Raw genomic sequence first — 17,131 nt, forward strand, 5'->3', positions numbered from 1 at the left:
TCGTGAAGAATCGCCGATCTTTCGATATGGTGAAGGAATGTCTCCGAACCCCTCCGGCAACGCCGCCGCAGACCTGCTCACCCTCGGGCGCCGGATCCGTCACTTCCGGACGCGTCGTGGACTCACCCTCGACGATCTCGGCGAGCGGGTCGGTCTGGCCGCGAGCCAGCTCTCCCTCATCGAGAACGGCAAGCGTGAGCCGAAACTGTCGGTCCTGCAGGAACTCACCGCCGCCCTCGGTGTCGAGCTGAACGACCTGCTCTCGACCGAGGCACCGAATCCCCGTGCTGCGCTGGAGATCGAACTGGACCGGCTGCAACGGAGCGCCCTCTACAGCGAGCTGACCCTCCCCCAGGTGAAGCCGTCGAAGGGCATCCCGGACGACGCCCTCCGCGCGCTCGTCGGACTGCACCGCGAACTGCAACGGCATGCGAACGAGGCGATCGCGACACCCGAGGAGGCCCGACGCGCCAACACCGAACTGCGGGAGTGGATGCGCGAGCGCGACAACCACCTCCCGGAGATCGAGGAACTCGCCGAATCCCGTGTTCTGCGGGCGGGGCACAGCACCGGCGCGCTCACGCACCGCACGGTGAGCGTCATGGCGGAGCAACTCGGCTTCGACCTCATCTACGTCAACGACCTCCCGCACTCGGCTCGGAGCGTCACCGACCTCGAGAACGGTCGGATCTACCTGCCGCCGGCATCGATCCCTGGCGGGCACGGGCTGCGGTCCATGGCCCTGCAGGCGATGGCCCACCGACTGCTCGGACACCAACGACCGACGAGTTACGCGGAGTTCCTCCGGCAGCGGCTCGAGATCAACTACTTCGCGGCGGCGGCGCTCATGCCGCAGACGGCCGCAGTGTCCTTCCTGCAGCAGGCCAAGCGCGACCGCAACCTGGCCGTGGAGGACTTCCGCGACGCGTTCGGGGTCACCCACGAGGCGGCGGCTCTCCGACTGACGAACCTCGCGACCGCGCGACTCGACATGCGTCTGCACTTCCTGCGGGTCTCGGAGGACGGCGCGATCTCGAAGGCCTACGAGAACGACGCGCTCCCGCTCCCGGTCGACGTGACGGGCGCCGTGGAGGGCCAGATCGTGTGTCGGAAGTGGAGCGCACGCAACGCCTTCGCCCGGACGAACCGCACCACCGAGCTCTACCAGTACACCGACACCCCGGCCGGCACCTTCTGGTGCGCGACGCAGACCGGCACCACCGAGGCGGGCGAGTTCTCGATCTCGGTCGGCGTGCCCTGGGGGGAGGCGAAGTGGTTCCGCGGGCGGGAGACGACGACCCGTGCGGTGTCGACGTGCCCCGACCCGACCTGCTGCCGACGGCCTCCGTCCGTGCTCGCCGACAAGTGGCGCGAGCAGGCCTGGCCCAGTGCCCGCTTGCACACGCACATCCTCTCGCCGCTGCCGAGCGGTACGTTCCCGGGCGTCGACGACTCCGAGGTCTACGACTTCCTCGAGCGTCACGCGGCGGGCTGACCGTTCCCTGCGACAGCGCCGTCGAGGGTTCCGGGGGCCCTACAGAACGCCCAGGCCGGCAGGTGCCCCTGGCGGATCAGCGACGCGACGGTCGACGCCAGCGGATGGTCCAGTTCGGCGACGTCGAGCTCGTCGAGGAAGGCGGCCGCACGGCTGCTCTGACCGAGCGCCCAGGACAGCCAGGCGAGCATGGCGAGCGGCGCGACGCGCGCGGACTCGGATGCGCGCGCCGCGATGTCGAGGAGCAGGCTGCTCGCCGCCCGGATGCGCTGGACGTCGGGATGTGGGCCATCGCCGACCAGCAGGTGGGCGACCCGGTGGAACACCTCCGGGTCGTCCATCCCGACCGGGAGATGCCCGTACGCGCGTTCGGCGTCATCGAGTTCGTCGCCCAGGTCACGCCCGAACGCCCACTGCATGAGCGCGAGATCACTCGCCCATGGGCGCTTCAGGCTGAGCAACAGGAAGGCCACCTCCCGCGGGGTCATCGTTTCGACGCCGCGGAGGAGGGCATCCTCGAAGACCTCGGGAAGGCCGTCGAGTCGTTCCACGGTGTCGCCGACATCGATCCGCCAGCCCGTGCGGGTGCGATCGGTGGCCGCATCGAGCATGGCGTCCAGCCGAGCGCTGAGCACCCGGTACTCGAGGTCGACGGCCGCGAACGTCGCCGCATCCACTGACGGCACCTCGGTGGTGACGAGCTCCGCCGGGAGCGGTGGGACCTGCGGCACCGCAGCCGAGGTCACGATCGCCGGCGACCTCCCTCCGGAGGGAAGTCCGGGATCGAGGTACGAGCCCCAGCCGTCGGTGGCCGAGCACAGCGCATCCTTGACCGTGAACCCGTGCGCGTTCGCCAACTCGAGGACCGCGTCCGCGATGATCCGGCCCGGCGGTTCCGAACCCGCCCCGAAGGCGTCGTCCGAGTAGAGCACCGGCACGATGGCGTCGACGCCCGGGGCCCGGCAGGCGAATCCGAGGGCGCGCTCTGCGGCGGCCTCGGCCACCCGCCGGTCGACGTCCGTCCCGGCCGGGAGATGCACCTGGAGGGCGCCGCGACTGCGGGAACCCTCGAAGAGGACGACGACGAGACTCGATCTCGGGGTGGTTCCGACGAGTCCGGGGACGAGGGCGAGGAGGTCTTCGGCCGTAGTGGCCTGCACGATGTGGGTCATGAGGACAGCCTCCAGCGGACGTCGGCGGCCTGTCCGGCAGGTGTTGCTCATGTTGAGCGACTGACGCGACGGCCGCTCTGTGCAGCGCGGTCCCCGCGGAGTAGAGTGTGCTCGTCAGACTCCGCGACACCGGAGTCGTTGCTCGAAAAAAGGGCGATAGCGCGGTCAGCACCGGCGAGACACACACGGAATCCCATCCGTCCACGTCCTCGAAGGTCACTCGATGTCCGAATACGCTCCGTCGACCGTTCCCGCGGTGCACCCGTCCACCGTCTCCGCCCGCGTGGCCCAGGCCCTCAGCCACCACGTCTCCGACGTGTTCGGGGTCATGGGGAACGGCAACGCCCACTTCCTCGACGCCCTCGCCGCCACCGGCACGCGCATCACGGCGATGCGGCATGAAGCCGGAGGGGTCGCCGCGGCCGACGCCTACGTCCGCGCCAGTGGTGCCCTGGCCGCCGCCACGGCGACCTACGGGGCCGGATTCACCAACACCCTGACCCCGCTCGCCGAAGCGGTCATGGCGCGGATCCCCCTCGTCCTCGTCGTCGGGGACGCGCCAACGACCGGCACGAGGCCCTGGGACGTCGACCAGTTCCAGATCGCCGCCGGGCTCGGAGCGCCCACCTTCACCGTGGGCCGTGACGACGCCACCGCGACCACCCTGCGGGCCATCGAACACGCCGTCCACCGTCGGACGGCCGTCGTGCTCGCGATCCCGTACGACCTCGCCGCCGTGGCGTCCGACGAACCGCTGCGGGCGGACGGCACGCCGCATCACCCCGCCCTCGTCCGGCCGTCGCGCGTGGAACCGGTCGCCAGGCGTCTGGACACCGCAGCAGCCGCCCTGCGCTCCGCGCGTCGACCGCTCATCCTCGCCGGCCGTGGCGCCTGGCTGGCCGACGCCGGCCCCGTCCTCGGGGAGCTCGCGGAACGTCTGGACGCCTACACCGCGACCACGGCGCTCGGGCTCGGACTGTTCGGGGCGAGCGACCGCGACCTCGGAGTCGCCGGAGGCTTCGCGACGGAACGCGCGGCACGGACCATCGCCGATGCGGACGTCGTCCTCGTCGTGGGCGCCGGCCTCAACCAGTTCACGATGCGGTTCGGCGAGGCGTTCTCGCCCGAGGCGCACGTGATCCAGGTGGACCTCGCCGACGCCCCGACGAACGCCCGGGTGGACGAACTCGTCCGCGGCGACGCAGCGCTCGCCGCCGCCGGTCTGCTCGATCGCCTGGACGGCGCGCCGGGCTCCGGTTGGTTCACCGCCGGAGGTGCCGTCCGGCCGGCGCCCCACCTCGACCGCGATCCCGGTGTCGGCGTGTGCGCCGACGGCCGACTCGACCCCCGCAGCCTCGCGCACCGACTGAACGAACTGCTGCCGCAAGACCGCACGGTCGTCCAGGACGGTGGCCACTTCATCGGTTGGGCACCCAGCTACCTCGACATCCCCTCCCCCGACCGCCTCGTCATGGTCGGCACCGCCTATCAGACCATCGGACTCGGCTTCCCGAGCGCCGTCGGAGCGGCCGCGGTCGGACATCCCGGCACGACCGTCCTCTGCACGGGCGACGGGGGCGGCCTCATGGCGCTCCCCGACCTCGACACCGTCATCCGCACAGTCCGGAGCGGGGTGGTCGTGGTCTTCAACGACGCCGCGTACGGCGCCGAGGTCCACCAGTACGGCTCACGCGGACTCGACCAGGCCCCCATGCTCATCGACGAGGTGGACTTCGCCGCGCTCGCCCGTGCGCTCGGCGGCCAAGGCCTCACGATCGACACGCTCGCCGACCTCGACGGCCTCACCGACTGGGTCCACGCCGGGGCGGACGGCGTCCTCCTGCTCGACTGCCGCATCTCCACGAGCGTCGTCGCACCGTACCTGTCGGAGATGATGCACCAGGGGCCCCGCCCGATCGCGGTCGACTGAGCCACGTCGCGACGACGACACCGACGCGTGCCGAACCGCTCCCTGCGGCGAGTATCGTGGTCGGGTGCTTCCCCAGCCTGAGCCGATCGCGCCCACCTACGTCATGTCGTCGGACGGGTTCCGGATCGCCACCTACGTGCACGAGCCGGCGGCCGACGCGGACCGCGCGGAGACGGTCGTCGCCGTCCACGGGTTCGCCTCGAGCGCCCGACTCAACTGGGACCTCGCAGGGTGGACGAGGACCCTCACCCGAGCCGGATACCGGCTGGTGACGATCGACCAGCGCGGACACGGGGCCTCGGACAAGCCGACGGATCCGAGCGCCTACCGACTCGACGGCCTCGTCGACGACGTCCTCACCGTGCTCGACGGCTACAGCGTCGACGAGCCGCACTACCTCGGCTACTCGCTCGGCTCACGGGTGGGCTGGCGGTTGGGTGTCCGGCATCCCGACCGTGTCCGCTCGCTCAGCCTCGGCGGGCTCCCGGAGGGCGACTCGCTCCGCGGCTTCGACCTCGACGAGGCCCGGCTCCGGGTCAGGACCGGCGCGACGATCACGCACCGGCTCACCGAGACGTACGTGTCGATGGCGGAGGGGGTCCCCGGCAACGACGTCGAGGCCCTGATCGCCCTGGTGGAGGGCCTCCGCGGCGGTCCGCAGCCGACCACGGCCGAGGTGCCTCCCCTCCCGATGCTCCTCGTGACCGGGGACGACGACGCGGTCGCGGACGGCAGTCGGCGCCTGGCCGAGGCGGCCGGAGCGCGGTACGTGGGCCTGGCCGGCCGCGAGCACTTCAACGCCGTGTCCTCCCGGGTGTTCAAGGACGCGGTCCTGGCGTTCCTCGCCGAGCAGGGGTAGGACCTCCGGGGCCGAGACCCTCGCGGGGAGGATCTCGTCCGGGGCACTTCGACAAGCTCAGTGACCGGAGACGGCGACCCCGCGCTCAGGCGGCGTGTCGGTGCTCGACCCGTCCCTTCGCGAGCTTCGACGGCCACCAGATGGCGCTCCCGATGTCATGGCTGAGGGCCGGGACGAGCAGGGTCCGCACGATGATCGTGTCGAGGAGGACGCCGAACGCGACGATGAACGCGATCTGCGCGAGGAACAGGATCGGGATCACGCCGAGCGCCGCGAAGGTGGCCGCGAGGACGAGGCCGGCCGAGGTGATCACCCCACCCGTGATCGCGAGACCGCGCAACACCCCGGCTCTCGTGCCGACCCGGAGCGACTCCTCGCGCACCCGCGTCATGAGGAAGATGTTGTAGTCGATCCCGAGCGCGACGAGGAAGACGAAGCCGTAGAGCGGGACGCTCGGATCCGCGCCGGGGAACCCGAGGACGTGGTTGAACACGAGGGCGGAGACCCCGAGCGCCGCCCCGAAGGACACGACCACGCTGAGGATGAGCAGGACCGGCGCGAGGACCGACCGCAGGAGCAGCATGAGGATGAGGAGGATGACGACGAGCACCACGGGGATGATGAGGTTCCGGTCGTGGATGGCGGCATCGTTCGAGTCGATCGCGGTCGCGGTGACCCCGCCGACCGGCGTGTGGGTGCCGACGCCGGTGTCGAGGTCGGCGCGCAGCTGTCGCACGGTCTCTTCAGCGGCTGCGGAGTCGGGTGCCGTGTCGAGGGTCGCCTGGAGCACGATCCGGCCGTCGTCGACGGTGGGATCGGCCGGGCTCGAAGGAGTCCCGGGAGGACCGGTCGGCGGCGCGGTGAACACCGCCTCCCCGTCGCGCACGGTCGCGTCCGCGGTGCCGGTCGGCGTACCGCTCGCCAGCACCTGGACGTCATCGAGCCCGTCGGCGCCTTCCAAGATGGCGATGACCTCGGCGGCGTCGCCCTCCCTGGTGAGGACGGAGACCGGGCTCGCCGACCCGGCCGGGAAGTGCTCGCCGAGCGCGAACTGTCCGTCGCGCGCCTCGGACTTCCCGAGGATGAGGTCGCTCTGCGCGACGCCGTCGGCCTGCAGCTGGACGACGCCGAGACTCGCGACCAGGAGGAGGAGGGTGCTCCCGATCCAGACGATGCGCGCGCGGCGCGAGATGAGGCGGGCGATCCCACCCCACAGCCCGGTGGTGGGCACCGCGTCGTCGTCGTCCGTCGCGGACTGCACCCGGTGCTCGCTGCCGACCTTCGGGCGCAGGGGCCAGAAGGAGCTCCGGCCGCAGGCGAGGAGGAGCGCGGGCAGGAAGGTGAGCGCGGCGAGCACGGAGAAGACGATGCCGATCGCGGCCACCGGCCCGAGTGCCTTGTTCGAGTTCAGGTCGCTGAGCAGCAGGCAGAGCAGTCCGGCGATCACGGTGCCTCCGGAGGCGACGATCGGCTCGAGGGAACCGCGGAGCGCCGCCCACGTGGCATCCCATCGCCGCTCGTGGTCGCGGAGCGCCTCCCGGTAGCGCGAGACGTAGAGCAGCGAGTAGTCCGTCGCCGCGCCGATCACGAGGATGAACAGGATGCCCTGCACCTGACCGTTCAGGAGCACGATGCCGGCCTTGGCGAGCCACCACACGGTGAGCAGCGCCGTGCAGAGTGCGAAGAGCGAGGTGCCGAGCACGAGGAACGGCAACACGGGCGACCGGTAGACGACGATGAGGATGAGGAAGACGGCGCCGAGGGCGGTCAGGAGCAGGATGCCGTCGATGCCGGCGAAGGCGGCGGTCAGGTCCGCGGTGAAGCCGGCGGGACCCGTGACGAAGACCTCGACCCCCGACGGCATCGCGTCCGCGAGCTGTGCGCGCAGGGCCTCGACGACGTCACCGACCTCCGCGTCGCCGCTGATCGGCACGAAGGCCTCGAGGGCCTCGCCGTCCTCCGAGGGGATGGCCGGTGAGACGCCGTCGGCGACGCCTTCGGTCGAAGCGATCGTCGTGAGCTCGTCGTCGATGGCGGAGCGGTCGTCGTCGGTGATCCCGCCCTCCCGCACGAACAGGACGAGGGCCGGGATGTCGTCGCCGTCACGGAACCCGTCGAGCGCGGCCTGCACCTCGGTGGCGTCGGCGCTCGCGGGGAGGAAGCTCGTCTGGTCGTTGGTCGCGACTTCGCTGACTTTGCCGAAGTACGGCCCGCCGACGCCGGCCGCGGTGAGCCACAGGAGGATGAGGACCGCGGGCAGCAGGATGCGCAGCCAGCGCGGCGCCCCGTTCCGATCCCGCCGCGGCGCCGTGGTCGTCGATGCCTCACCGTGTCGCCCGTGCGTCATGCGCGTGCCCCGTCCTCGCCTTGTCCCGAATATTATGCAGCTAGCTTACTATCCGCGGCGGGTGGCGTGTGCGAGTCCGGTCCGGCGGGGTCTCAGCGCGTGACGAGCACTCCCCCGGCTGCAGCGATCTCGGCGAGCGCCGCCGCTCCGGCGGCCTCGTCGACCGGCGCCACCAGGTCGGTGAGCACCCGGACCTGCAGGGCGTGCCCGATGGCGTCGAGGGCACTGCGGCGGACGCAGTAGTCGGTCGCCAGGCCCACGACGTCGACCTCCGTGACCTGGGCGTCCGCGAGGACCTCCTCCAGGCGTCGGCCCTCCGGGGTGACGCCCTCGAAGATCGAATACCCGTGGGCTCCCTGCCCCTTCCGGATGTGGGTGTCGACGCGCTTGGTGTCGAGCGCGTGGTGGTACTCGGCACCCTCGCTGCCCGCGACGCAGTGCACGGGCCAGGTGGTCACGTAGTCGGGCTCGCCCGCGGCGAAGTGGCCGCCGTTGTCGCCCTCGGCGTCGTGCCAGTCGCGGGAGGCGAACACGTGCGCGTAGTCGTCGCCGTGCTCAGCGAGGAGCTGCGTGATCCCTCCGGCGACGTTCTCGCCACCGGTCACCCCGAGCGCACCGCCTTCGGTGAAGTCGTTCTGTACGTCGATGATGAAGAGCGCGCGCGCCACGAAGCCTCCCGGTTGTCGTCCCGCCTCGGCCGAAGCGGGTGGCTTCGAGGGTAACGCGCAGGATCGGGCGGCGTCAGGTGCTTGCGCCGGCGGGGGTCAGAGGCGGCGGGCCCGTTCGCGGCGGCGGTCGAAGAACTGCAGGCCGACGTTCACGCCCATGACCACGGTGCCGAGCAGCATGGCGACGAGCCCGGCGATCCGGAACCCGACGGGCAGCTCCAGGAGCAGCGCGAAGACGATCCCGAGGAGGATGAGCGCGGCACCCGCGGCGAACAGCACCAGATACTTCATGCTCCCAACGGTACCCGCTCCGCGGCCGGGTGGTCGGCGCCCGTCGGCGCCCCTGCTGCCGGATAGACGATGGCCCGCTCGATGCGGACCCGCATCCGCTCGCCGACGACGGGTCGGACCCCGGAACCCCGGCTCCGCAGCGAGCGTCCGTTCCAGTCCAGGACGACGTCGTTGCCCTCGCGGCCGAAGAGCGACGAGACGACGACCGCGTCACCCGGTGAACCCGGTTCGACGGGCGCGAGGCGGACGTCCCCGGGCAGGATCGCCAGGTCCGCGGCTCTACCGACGGCCGCCGCGGGATCCGCCGTCGACTCGATCACGGCCGTGTCGAGATGCAGGCTGTCGTCAGGGGCGGTGAACCCCGATGCGTCGAGCCGGCCGGTGATGACGGTCGCATCCGACACGAACCGCGCGACGAACGCCGACGCCGGTCGGGAGACGAGTTCCGGCGGGGTGCCGATCTGCTGGATGCGGCCGCCGTCGAGCACCACGACGCGGTCGGCAAGGGCGAGGGCCTCGTCGCGGTCGTGGGTGACGTGCAGGACGGTCAGTCCGAACCGCCTGGTGAGCGACTGGAGTTCGAGGCGCAACCGATCGCGCAACGGTTCGTCGAGTGCTGAGAGCGCCTCGTCGAGGAGCAGCACCTCGGGCTCCGCGACGATCGCCCGGGCGAGGGCGACCCGCTGGCGCTGACCGCCGGACAGGGTCGCCGGGTCGCGCGAGGACGCACCGGCCAGGCCGACCAGCTCGAGCACCGCCGCGACCCGTGCGGCGCGCTCCCGACGCGGCACCTTCGCGAGCCGCAACGGGTATTCGACGTTCCGCCCGACGTTCCAATGCGGCCAGACCGCGTGCTGCTGGAAGACCATGCCGAGGGCGCGATGCTCCGGTGCCACGAACGCACCCCCACCCGCGACGAGCCGGTCGCCGAGCAGGACGCGGCCACCGGTCGGTGCCAGGAACCCGGCCACCGTCCGGAGCAGGGTCGTCTTGCCCGATCCGGACGGGCCGAGCAGCGCGACGAACTCACCGTCCGCGACGTGGAGGTCGATGCCGGCGAGCCCCTGGGCGCCGGACGGGTACCGGAGGTCGACGGCTGCGAGGGTGACGGAGGCCATGGTGTGCTCCTGGATCGAGGGATGGTGGACGGCGGACTGGTGGAGGGTCGGAGGTGTCGCCCGGCATCGGTCAGCGCGATCGGGCGGCGAGGCCGAGACCCGCAAGACCGGCGACGGTGACGAGGAGGGCGAGGGCCGATGCGGCGTTGTACGCACCCGCCTGCTGCAGGTTGAAGATCGCGACCCCGAGCGTCTGCGAGCCGGGCGACAGGAGGAGGACGGAGAGGGTGAGTTCGCGGACCGCCGTCAGCACGACCAGCACCCCACCGGCCAGGGCCGCCGGGATCGCCATCCGGCACGAGATGTCGACCAGGGCCCGCAGGCGACCGGCGCCCGCGATCCGTGCCGCCTCCTCGGCCGAGAGCGGCGTGGCCCTGAGCGGTGCGCCGACGGACTGCACGACGAGCGCGACGAAGGACGTCACGTACGCGGCGAGGATGAGCCACGGGGTGTTGAACAGGCCGACGCGCGGCGCGATGACGAGCCAGGCGACCGCGATGACGAGGCCGGGGACGGCCTGCGGCAACAGGGCGCCCGCGGACAGCACCCCGTTGTCCCTGGCCCGGGTGCGCGTGGTGAGCGCTCCGATCGCGAGCCCCAGGACGACGCAGACACCACCGGCGAGCCCGGCGAGCATCGCCGAGTTGCCGACGGCTGCGAGCGTGCCTGACGCCGTGACGGCTCGGACGAGGTTGTCGAGGGTCAGGTTCTCCAGGGTGAGCGGCACGCCGGGGGCCGGGAGGAGTGACTGGGTGAGCAACGCCAGCAACGGCAGGAGCGTGAGGGCGAGGACGACGCCCCAGGTCACGATCCCGACGGCGGGCCGTGCGACACCGAGCGGGAGACGCTGCGGTGGTGACGAGGAGGCGTCGAGCTCGACCCGACGCCGCGAGATGAGCACGTCGGCCACCAGCGCCAGCAGCGCGATCGCGAGCAGCACCACGCCGATCGTCGCGACCACCTCGAGCGGCGACTCGACCGTCCCGGACTGGAGGTACCGGTACACGAGGGTCGAGAGGGTGACGAACCGCTCCGGCGTACCGATGATGGAGGGGATCCCGAAGTCGGCGAGGTTCGAGACGGCGATGAGCGTGAAGGCGGACAGCAGCGCAGGCCGGACGAGCGGCACCGTCACCGTGAGCAGGGCGCGCACCGCGGACGCACCGGCGATCCTGGCGGCCTGCTCGAGGTCGGCGGGGATCCGCCGGATGGCCGCGGTGACGATGAGCAGGGCGATCGGATAGCTGTGGACGATGAGCAGGAACACCACCCCGTCGCCGCCGTAGATGGACCACAGCGGTCCGCCGGTGAGGCCGCGCCACCAGACGTTGAGAGCACTCGTCGGACCGGCGACCCCGATCCAGGCGATCGCGCCGACGAACGGGGGCACGAGGAGCGGGCTGAGCGCGGCCAGTCGGAGCACCCGGCGCCCGGGGAGGTCCGTCCGCTCGAACAACAGCGCGAGGGCGGTACCGATGACGATCGCACCGAGCGCCGACAGTGTGGCCGAGACGAAGCTGTTGAGCCCGGCTTCGACGACGTCACCTTGCAGGAGCAACGGCAGGTGCCGTCCACCTGCCGCGAGGACGACGACGCTCGCGAGCGGCACGAGGACGACGGCCGCGCACGCGAGCCACACGAGGACACGGACCGCGGTGAGCCCGTCGAACCGCGACCCGGTGGTGCTCGCCGCGCGAGCCGTCGTCGTCGTCATCGTTACTGGAAGAGGCGGTTGAAGGTGGCGACCGCGTCGTCCTGCGTGGCGCGGATCGTCTCGAGGTCGGGCGACAGGATCGTGAGCTCGTCCATCGATGGAGCACCCTTCGGGGTACCCACGTCGGAGCGGACCGGGAGGTAGGACTGCTCGACAGCGAGGGTCTGGCCCGCCTCGCTCACGAGGAAGTCGACGAAGGCCTCCGACGCCGCCTGCTCGTCGGTGGCGGCGAAGATCCCGACCGGCTGCGAGACGTACGGCACACCCTCCTCCGGGTAGGCGACGGCGATCGGCGAACCGGCGGCCGCGAGCTCGCGGACGAGGTAGTCGACGACGATGCCGACGGGCTGGGTACCGGCGGCGACGGCCTGTGAGACCGGCCCGTTGCTGTCGGCGATCACGGGCGAGTTCGCCGCGAGCGCCGCCAGCCAGTCCTCACCCAGCTGGTCGTCGTCGAGCCAGACGGCGGCGTTGTAGGCCGCGGCTCCGGACACGTCGGGGTTCGGCATGACGATCTTGTCCGCGTACTCGGCGTCGGTCAGGTCCTTCCACGAGGTCGGCGGGGTGTCGATGGCCGTGGTGTTGTAGGCGATGACCGTCGGGATGATGCGCGTGCCGGTGTAGAAGCCCTCCGGGTCGACGACGTCGGGGTTGACGGCTTCGATGTCGGCGGGCGTGTAGGCGAGGAGCAGATCGTCGGCGGCGTAGCCCTCGAAGGTCCCCGCGTCAGCGGCGAGCAGGACGTCGGCCTGGACGTCGCCCGCGGTCCGCTCGGCCTCGATACGGGCGGTGAGGTCTCCGGTTCCGGCGCGGAACACCTCGACGGTCACGTTCGGCTGGACCTCGTTGAAGGCGGCCACGAGGGCGTCGGCCTTCTCCTGGGGCTCCGAGGTGTACAGGGTGATGGTCGCCGCGTCGAGGACGTCGGCCGCGTCCCCCGTGGGGTCGGCGGAGGAGGCTGCGGTGGCGCTGCAGCCGGCGAGCATGACGGTGGAGAGCGCGAGAGCGGTGACGGCGCTGGTCCGGGTGAGACGGGACATGACTTCCTCTGGTTGTGTGGTGCGGCGGGCGGAACGGAACGGAAGGTGCGGGTCAGGAGGCGAGCGACGCGGGCCGACGGGCCGGGGCGGTGAACAACGGGACGGCGTCGCCGAGGCTGAACGCGGCGGTGCTGACGGACTCGGCGCTCAGGTGCACGAGCGAGAACAGCGACGCGTCGTGGCCGCTCACGAGGTCGGGGCCGGCGTTCATCACCTGGTGGTAGGCGAGCGACGGCCCGACCGAGATCGGGACGCCCCTGACGGTCGCGGAGAGCGCGTGATGGAAGTGACCGGCCAACACGATGCGGACGTCCCCGCCGGCGAGCGCGTCGAGCAGGGTGTCGGCGTGGGCGAGCCCGGCCTGCGCCAGGGTGGGTACGGGCGAGCCGAGCGGCGGGTGGTGCAGTGCGACGACCGTGCCGATGCCGAACGGGCTGCTGAGGGTGGCGCGCACGAGGGCGAGCTGCTCGTCGTCGAGCGCTCCGCTCGAGGAGTCCAGGAGGACGACCCGGAGCTCCCCGACGTGGACGACCCTGGCGTGACCGGCCTCGTGCCCGGTGAGGACCCGTGCGGCGACCGGGTCGTCGTGGTTGCCGAGCACGGAGAGCACCGGGGCACCGACGGCGTCCTCGAGGCGCCGGAGACCGCGGTCGATCGCCGGGTAGACGCCGGGGTGGCCGCGCTGGGCGAGATCACCGGTCACGACGACGAGTTCGGGGGTGATCCCCGTCTCCGCGACGTAGGCGGCGACGCGCTCCAGCCGCTCGAGGCCGTCGACGGACCCGTAGAGGAGCTCCCCCTCGGTCGCATGGACGTCGCTGAGGTGCAGGATCGTGAGGCGTCCCGATTCGACGCTCATGCGTCGGCCCCGCGCTCGGCGAGTGCGGCAGTGGTGACCCGGCGGTCCAACCGGCCGAGCCGGTCGGTGCTGAGGCCGTGGTCGAGGAGGTACCGGCGCGCCCCGCCGAGGGCGTCGATGGTCGCGACGGCTCCGCGCATGACCTCGGCGGGACTGTCGAGGTGCAGGCGTCGCGCCTCGATGAGGGCGGTGTCGTCCAGACCGAGCTCGGCGAGGGTCGCCACGACGAGCCGCTCGCGGTGCCGGGCGACCGATTCGCCGGACGTCGCGTAGTCGGCCACGACGGCCTCGGCCGGGGTGCCGGTCGCGAGCAGCGCGAGCGCGACGACCAGGCCCGTGCGGTCCTTGCCGGCCGTGCAGTGCACCAGCACGGCTCCTCGGTCGTCGTCGAGCGCATCGGCGATCGCCCCGACCGCGGCGGCGAGCGCCGTGCCGCGGGTCGTGAGCAGCGTCTCGTAGACGGCTTCGAGTGAACCGGTGGACGGCGGACCGTCCGGGGTGCCGTAGACCGGGACGCTGGTGACGGGGATGCCGGCGTCGCGGGCGTCCTCGGCGCGCTCGATCGTCTCGCGGAGGTCGACGACGAGTCGTACGCCGAGCTCCGCGAGCGTCGCTCGACCGGCATCGGTGAGGGTGTCGGGTGCCGCGGAACGGATGAGCCACGGAGCGGTCGGGGAGCCGGCGACTCGCGCGTTGTACACACCGTCCAGGTCGATCGTCTGCATGCCCGTGCTCCTCGGTTCGGCACCGGGAGCCACTGTCGTCAGCCGGTCCCCGGTGGTCGTTCCGCGCGTTTCACCGGACGTGAAACCGCGTTACACCGACAGCGTGCGCGCGTTCCGTGAACGTCCGGTGACGCGACCGCGACGGCCCGGTGAACGCTCGGCCACGCTTGTCGGGCGGAGGATCAGACCTCGTCGGCCAGCGCGTCCGCGACGACGTGCCGCATGTCCGCCACGTCTCCGGCACCACTCCGCACCGACAGCGCGGTGTGCAGGGCGTGCAGGACGACGAGGTGTCCGAGTCGAGACAGGAACGGGTCGACGTCGTGCGCGCGACCGGCGGGCCCGGTGACGAGCGCGATGGTGGCGAGACGAGCCAGCGGCGATCGCGCGTAGCTCGTCACGACGACGACCCGCGCGCCCGCGGCGGCGGCGGCTCGGCAGGCGGTCAAGGTGTGCGCGTTCGCACCGGAGTAGCTCACCGCCAGGCACACGTCATCGGCGGTGAGGGAATGCACGGCGAACTGCTGGGCCAGGATGTCGACCGGTGCCTCCACGGACCGGCCCAGGGTGCTGAGGCGCAACGCGGTGTCCTGGACAGGCGGTCCGGAGAACCCGTTGCCGAGGAGCACGATCCGCCGCGCAGCGGCCAGCGCGGCGGCGGCCTCCTCGATGCGTGCAGCATCGACGCTCTCCTGACTGAGCCGGAGGGCGTCCACGGCCTCGGCGAAGACGGTCGCGACGACACCGTCCGGCGCGTCGTGTCCGAGTTCGCCCGCTGCGCGCGCCACCTCGAGCCGGAGATGCTGGAAACCGCGGAACCCGAGACTCTGGCAGGCGCGGATCACCGTGGCCGGCGACGTCCCTGCCGCGACCGCGAGCTCCGTGGTCGACCATTCCACCACCTCGGCCGGCCGGGCGAGCACCACCTGCGCGACCCGTCGCTCGCTCGGTCCGAGCAGCGAGGACGCCGCACGCAACCGCGCCATGACGCCGCTGTCGGCACCGCCGGGCATGAGGACCATCCCGCTCCTTCGCTCAGTCGGCGGGACAGCACGGGGCTCGGCGCCGAAGTGGTGGCAGCCTAGCCCATCGGGAAACCCGGCCGGTGAACGCGGCGCGCGGTCCCGACCTAGGCTGGTCGCATGCCGTTCCCCCACCTCCGTGCCCGGAAGGCCCTCGCGGCCGCCGGCGTCCTCGCCGTCGCGCTCGTCGCCGCCGGCTGCTCCTCCTCCCAGAGCGAGGCCGCCTCCAGCACCGGATCGGCCACCGCGGCCAGTGGGTTCCCGACCGACATCGTGTTCGACTACCAACTCGGCGGCGGATACGAACCGGCCGCCGGCGTGGGTGGCGTCGTCCGCGACAGCACGGACACCCCGGCCCCGGACCGGTACTCGATCTGCTACGTGAACGGCTTCCAGAGCCAGCCGGCCGATCGCGACGCGTGGCTCGCCGAGCCGGACCTCGTGCTCACCGACGAGGCGGGCGAACCGATCATCGACGAGAACTGGCCCGACGAGCTGATCTTCGACCTCTCCACCGACGACCGACGAGCCCGCATCGCCGAGCGGGTCGGCACGAGCATCACCCGCTGCGCCGACGCCGGCTTCGACGCCGTCGAGATCGACAACCTCGATTCGTACACGCGGTCCGACGGCCGCCTCACCGTGGACGATGCGATGGCCCTCGCCACCCGCTACGCCGACCTCGCCCACGACGCCGGACTCCTCATCGGGCAGAAGAACGCCGGCGACCTCGGCACGCGGGGACGGGACGACGTCGGCTTCGACTTCGCCGTGGCCGAGGAGTGCCACCGCTTCGACGAGTGCGGCACCTACACCGAGGTGTACGGCGGGGCCGTGCTCGACATCGAGTACACCGACGATCTGCGCGGCACCTTCGACGAGGTGTGCGCCGACCCGCAGGTCCCGTTCTCGACGATCCTGCGCGACCGCGACCTCGCCCCGGCCGACGCCGCCGACCACGTGTACGAAGCCTGCCGGTGAACCTCGAACAGCTCGAAGCCGTCGTCGCCGTGGTGGACTACGGCTCGTACGCGGCCGCCGCCGACGTCCTCCGGATCTCGCAGCCCTCGCTCACGAGACGCATCCAACGCTGCGAGGCCGAGCTCGGGCTCGCGCTGTTCACCCGGGTCGGTCGGCGCATGCAGGTCACCGATGCCGGACGGTCGGTGCTCGGCCCGGCGAGGCGGATGCTCCAGGAGGCGAACGGGCTCCGCGCACTCGCCGACGCCCAACACGCGCTCACCGCCGGCACGCTCCGGATCGGCGCGCTCCCCTCGCTCGTCGCGACCCACGTCCCGGAGCTCGTCGCCCGGTTCCACGCCGCGCACCCCGACGTCCGCATCGAGGTCATTGGCGCCGTCGACTCGGCCGAGCTGCTCGAGGCCATCGACCTCGGGCGCATCGACCTCGGCGTGGCCGATGTGGCCACCGTCGGTCCCGGCGTCGAGGTGCGGCTCCTGGAGGAACAGCGGTTCGCGATCGTCCTCCCCGGCCTCAGGACTGACGCCGAGCGCGAGGCCGACCACGCCCCGCCGACCATCACCGGCGAGGAGCTGGCTGCGCACACCCTCGTGACCCTCCCGCGCGGGACGTCGATGCGGGCCGTGACCGACGAGGCCTACGCCCGCTTCGGCGCGCAGCCGCCGCGGGTCATCGTGACCACCCAACGCGATGCGCTCACCCGCTTCGCGACCGCAGGCGTCGGACTGACCGTGGTCCCCGAGCGGCTCGCGGACTGGGCTGCGGCGAACGGCGCGCGGGTCCGGCGGTTCCCGACTCCGGTCACGCGGAGCATCGGGCTGCTGGTCCGCCACGACACCGTCGGGACGCCCGCCGTGAGCGCCTTCCTCCGGCTGACGGATCAGGCCTCGCCCGGGCGGTGATGCGCCCC

15 protein-coding genes are annotated in these 17,131 nt (G+C 72.0%); 5 read left to right on the top strand and 10 right to left on the bottom strand.

Annotated elements, in window-relative coordinates:
- Nucleotides 1–37 precede the first annotated feature (37 nt).
- Nucleotides 38–1,495 (top strand): helix-turn-helix domain-containing protein, encoded by a 1,458-nt coding sequence (locus tag ITJ57_RS14170; protein ID WP_194670730.1) that lies wholly within the window; start codon nucleotides 38–40, stop codon nucleotides 1,493–1,495.
- On the opposite strand, the gene ITJ57_RS14175 is transcribed toward ITJ57_RS14170, so the two are convergent.
- Nucleotides 1,480–2,667 (bottom strand): DUF4192 family protein, encoded by a 1,188-nt coding sequence (locus tag ITJ57_RS14175; protein WP_194670731.1) that lies wholly within the window; start codon nucleotides 2,665–2,667, stop codon nucleotides 1,480–1,482. The two genes, ITJ57_RS14170 and ITJ57_RS14175, sit on opposite strands and share 16 nt — an antisense overlap.
- A gap of 223 nt (nucleotides 2,668–2,890) precedes the next feature.
- On the opposite strand from ITJ57_RS14175, the gene ITJ57_RS14180 reads away from it, so the two are divergent.
- Both ITJ57_RS14180 and ITJ57_RS14185 read left to right on the top strand, forming a co-directional pair.
- A complete protein-coding gene (locus tag ITJ57_RS14180) occupies nucleotides 2,891–4,597 on the top strand; it encodes a thiamine pyrophosphate-binding protein (RefSeq protein WP_194670732.1) in 1,707 nt (568 codons plus the stop codon).
- 64 nt (nucleotides 4,598–4,661) lie between these two features.
- Nucleotides 4,662–5,456, top strand: coding sequence for an alpha/beta fold hydrolase (locus tag ITJ57_RS14185; protein ID WP_370582416.1), 795 nt, complete (start codon nucleotides 4,662–4,664; stop codon nucleotides 5,454–5,456).
- An 85-nt stretch (nucleotides 5,457–5,541) separates the two neighbouring features.
- Here ITJ57_RS14185 and ITJ57_RS14190 read toward each other — a convergent pair whose 3' ends face one another.
- The 9 genes from ITJ57_RS14190 to ITJ57_RS14230 form a co-directional block, all read right to left on the bottom strand.
- Nucleotides 5,542–7,803 (bottom strand): efflux RND transporter permease subunit, encoded by a 2,262-nt coding sequence (locus ITJ57_RS14190; RefSeq protein WP_194670733.1) that lies wholly within the window; start codon nucleotides 7,801–7,803, stop codon nucleotides 5,542–5,544.
- A gap of 92 nt (nucleotides 7,804–7,895) precedes the next feature.
- Nucleotides 7,896–8,471 (bottom strand): isochorismatase family protein, encoded by a 576-nt coding sequence (locus tag ITJ57_RS14195; RefSeq protein ID WP_194670734.1) that lies wholly within the window; start codon nucleotides 8,469–8,471, stop codon nucleotides 7,896–7,898.
- Nucleotides 8,472–8,567: 96 nt separating this feature from the next.
- The gene (locus tag ITJ57_RS14200) at nucleotides 8,568–8,762 is read right to left on the bottom strand and encodes a hypothetical protein (RefSeq protein ID WP_056012984.1); all 195 of its coding nucleotides are present in this window, start codon (nucleotides 8,760–8,762) and stop codon (nucleotides 8,568–8,570) included.
- Complete coding sequence (locus ITJ57_RS14205) at nucleotides 8,759–9,880, bottom strand: ABC transporter ATP-binding protein (protein WP_194670735.1); 1,122 nt, start codon at nucleotides 9,878–9,880, stop codon at nucleotides 8,759–8,761. The genes ITJ57_RS14200 and ITJ57_RS14205 overlap by 4 nt, the downstream gene beginning before the upstream one ends.
- Nucleotides 9,881–9,950: 70 nt before the next feature.
- Nucleotides 9,951–11,594 carry an iron ABC transporter permease gene (locus ITJ57_RS14210; protein ID WP_194670736.1) on the bottom strand — a complete coding sequence of 548 codons (1,644 nt, stop codon included), beginning with the start codon at nucleotides 11,592–11,594 and terminating at the stop codon, nucleotides 9,951–9,953.
- A gap of 2 nt (nucleotides 11,595–11,596) precedes the next feature.
- Nucleotides 11,597–12,634, bottom strand: a complete 1,038-nt coding sequence (locus ITJ57_RS14215; protein ID WP_194670737.1) for an ABC transporter substrate-binding protein — start codon at nucleotides 12,632–12,634, stop codon at nucleotides 11,597–11,599.
- Between the two features lie 52 nt (nucleotides 12,635–12,686).
- Nucleotides 12,687–13,493: a metallophosphoesterase gene (locus ITJ57_RS14220; RefSeq protein WP_194670738.1), complete on the bottom strand. Its 807-nt coding sequence runs from the start codon at nucleotides 13,491–13,493 to the stop codon at nucleotides 12,687–12,689.
- Entirely contained in the window at nucleotides 13,490–14,218 is a 729-nt protein-coding gene (locus tag ITJ57_RS14225) for a tyrosine-protein phosphatase (protein ID WP_194670739.1), read from the bottom strand. Before ITJ57_RS14225 ends, ITJ57_RS14220 begins: the two co-directional genes overlap by 4 nt.
- A 182-nt stretch (nucleotides 14,219–14,400) precedes the next feature.
- Nucleotides 14,401–15,240, bottom strand: coding sequence for a MurR/RpiR family transcriptional regulator (locus ITJ57_RS14230; protein ID WP_228507260.1), 840 nt, complete (start codon nucleotides 15,238–15,240; stop codon nucleotides 14,401–14,403).
- Nucleotides 15,241–15,360: 120 nt separating this feature from the next.
- Between ITJ57_RS14230 and ITJ57_RS14235 the strand changes: the two genes are divergently transcribed.
- Together ITJ57_RS14235 and ITJ57_RS14240 are read left to right on the top strand one after the other, a co-directional pair.
- On the top strand, nucleotides 15,361–16,221 hold the full coding sequence (locus ITJ57_RS14235; protein ID WP_194670740.1) for an endo alpha-1,4 polygalactosaminidase: 861 nt from the start codon (nucleotides 15,361–15,363) through the stop codon (nucleotides 16,219–16,221).
- Nucleotides 16,218–17,123, top strand: coding sequence for a LysR family transcriptional regulator (locus tag ITJ57_RS14240; protein ID WP_194670741.1), 906 nt, complete (start codon nucleotides 16,218–16,220; stop codon nucleotides 17,121–17,123). The genes ITJ57_RS14235 and ITJ57_RS14240 overlap by 4 nt, the downstream gene beginning before the upstream one ends.
- Nucleotides 17,124–17,131 lie beyond the last annotated feature (8 nt).

Origin of the sequence: Plantibacter sp. VKM Ac-2880, from assembly GCF_015351235.1 — a bacterium.
Taxonomy (GTDB): Bacteria; Actinomycetota; Actinomycetes; order Actinomycetales; family Microbacteriaceae; genus Plantibacter.

Bases quoted from the DNA above. Each gene is read 5' to 3' on its own strand.
- ITJ57_RS14170 (WP_194670730.1), top strand. From the start codon at position 38: ATGTCTCCGAACCCCTCCGGCAACGCCGCCGCAGACCTGCTCACCCTC.
- ITJ57_RS14175 (WP_194670731.1), bottom strand. From the start codon at position 2,667: ATGACCCACATCGTGCAGGCCACTACGGCCGAAGACCTCCTCGCCCTC.
- ITJ57_RS14235 (WP_194670740.1), top strand. From the start codon at position 15,361: ATGCCGTTCCCCCACCTCCGTGCCCGGAAGGCCCTCGCGGCCGCCGGC.
- ITJ57_RS14210 (WP_194670736.1), bottom strand. From the start codon at position 11,594: ATGACGACGACGACGGCTCGCGCGGCGAGCACCACCGGGTCGCGGTTC.
- ITJ57_RS14180 (WP_194670732.1), top strand. From the start codon at position 2,891: ATGTCCGAATACGCTCCGTCGACCGTTCCCGCGGTGCACCCGTCCACC.
- ITJ57_RS14225 (WP_194670739.1), bottom strand. From the start codon at position 14,218: ATGCAGACGATCGACCTGGACGGTGTGTACAACGCGCGAGTCGCCGGC.
- ITJ57_RS14190 (WP_194670733.1), bottom strand. From the start codon at position 7,803: ATGACGCACGGGCGACACGGTGAGGCATCGACGACCACGGCGCCGCGG.
- ITJ57_RS14205 (WP_194670735.1), bottom strand. From the start codon at position 9,880: ATGGCCTCCGTCACCCTCGCAGCCGTCGACCTCCGGTACCCGTCCGGC.
- ITJ57_RS14230 (WP_228507260.1), bottom strand. From the start codon at position 15,240: ATGGTCCTCATGCCCGGCGGTGCCGACAGCGGCGTCATGGCGCGGTTG.
- ITJ57_RS14200 (WP_056012984.1), bottom strand. From the start codon at position 8,762: ATGAAGTATCTGGTGCTGTTCGCCGCGGGTGCCGCGCTCATCCTCCTC.
- ITJ57_RS14220 (WP_194670738.1), bottom strand. From the start codon at position 13,493: ATGAGCGTCGAATCGGGACGCCTCACGATCCTGCACCTCAGCGACGTC.
- ITJ57_RS14215 (WP_194670737.1), bottom strand. From the start codon at position 12,634: ATGTCCCGTCTCACCCGGACCAGCGCCGTCACCGCTCTCGCGCTCTCC.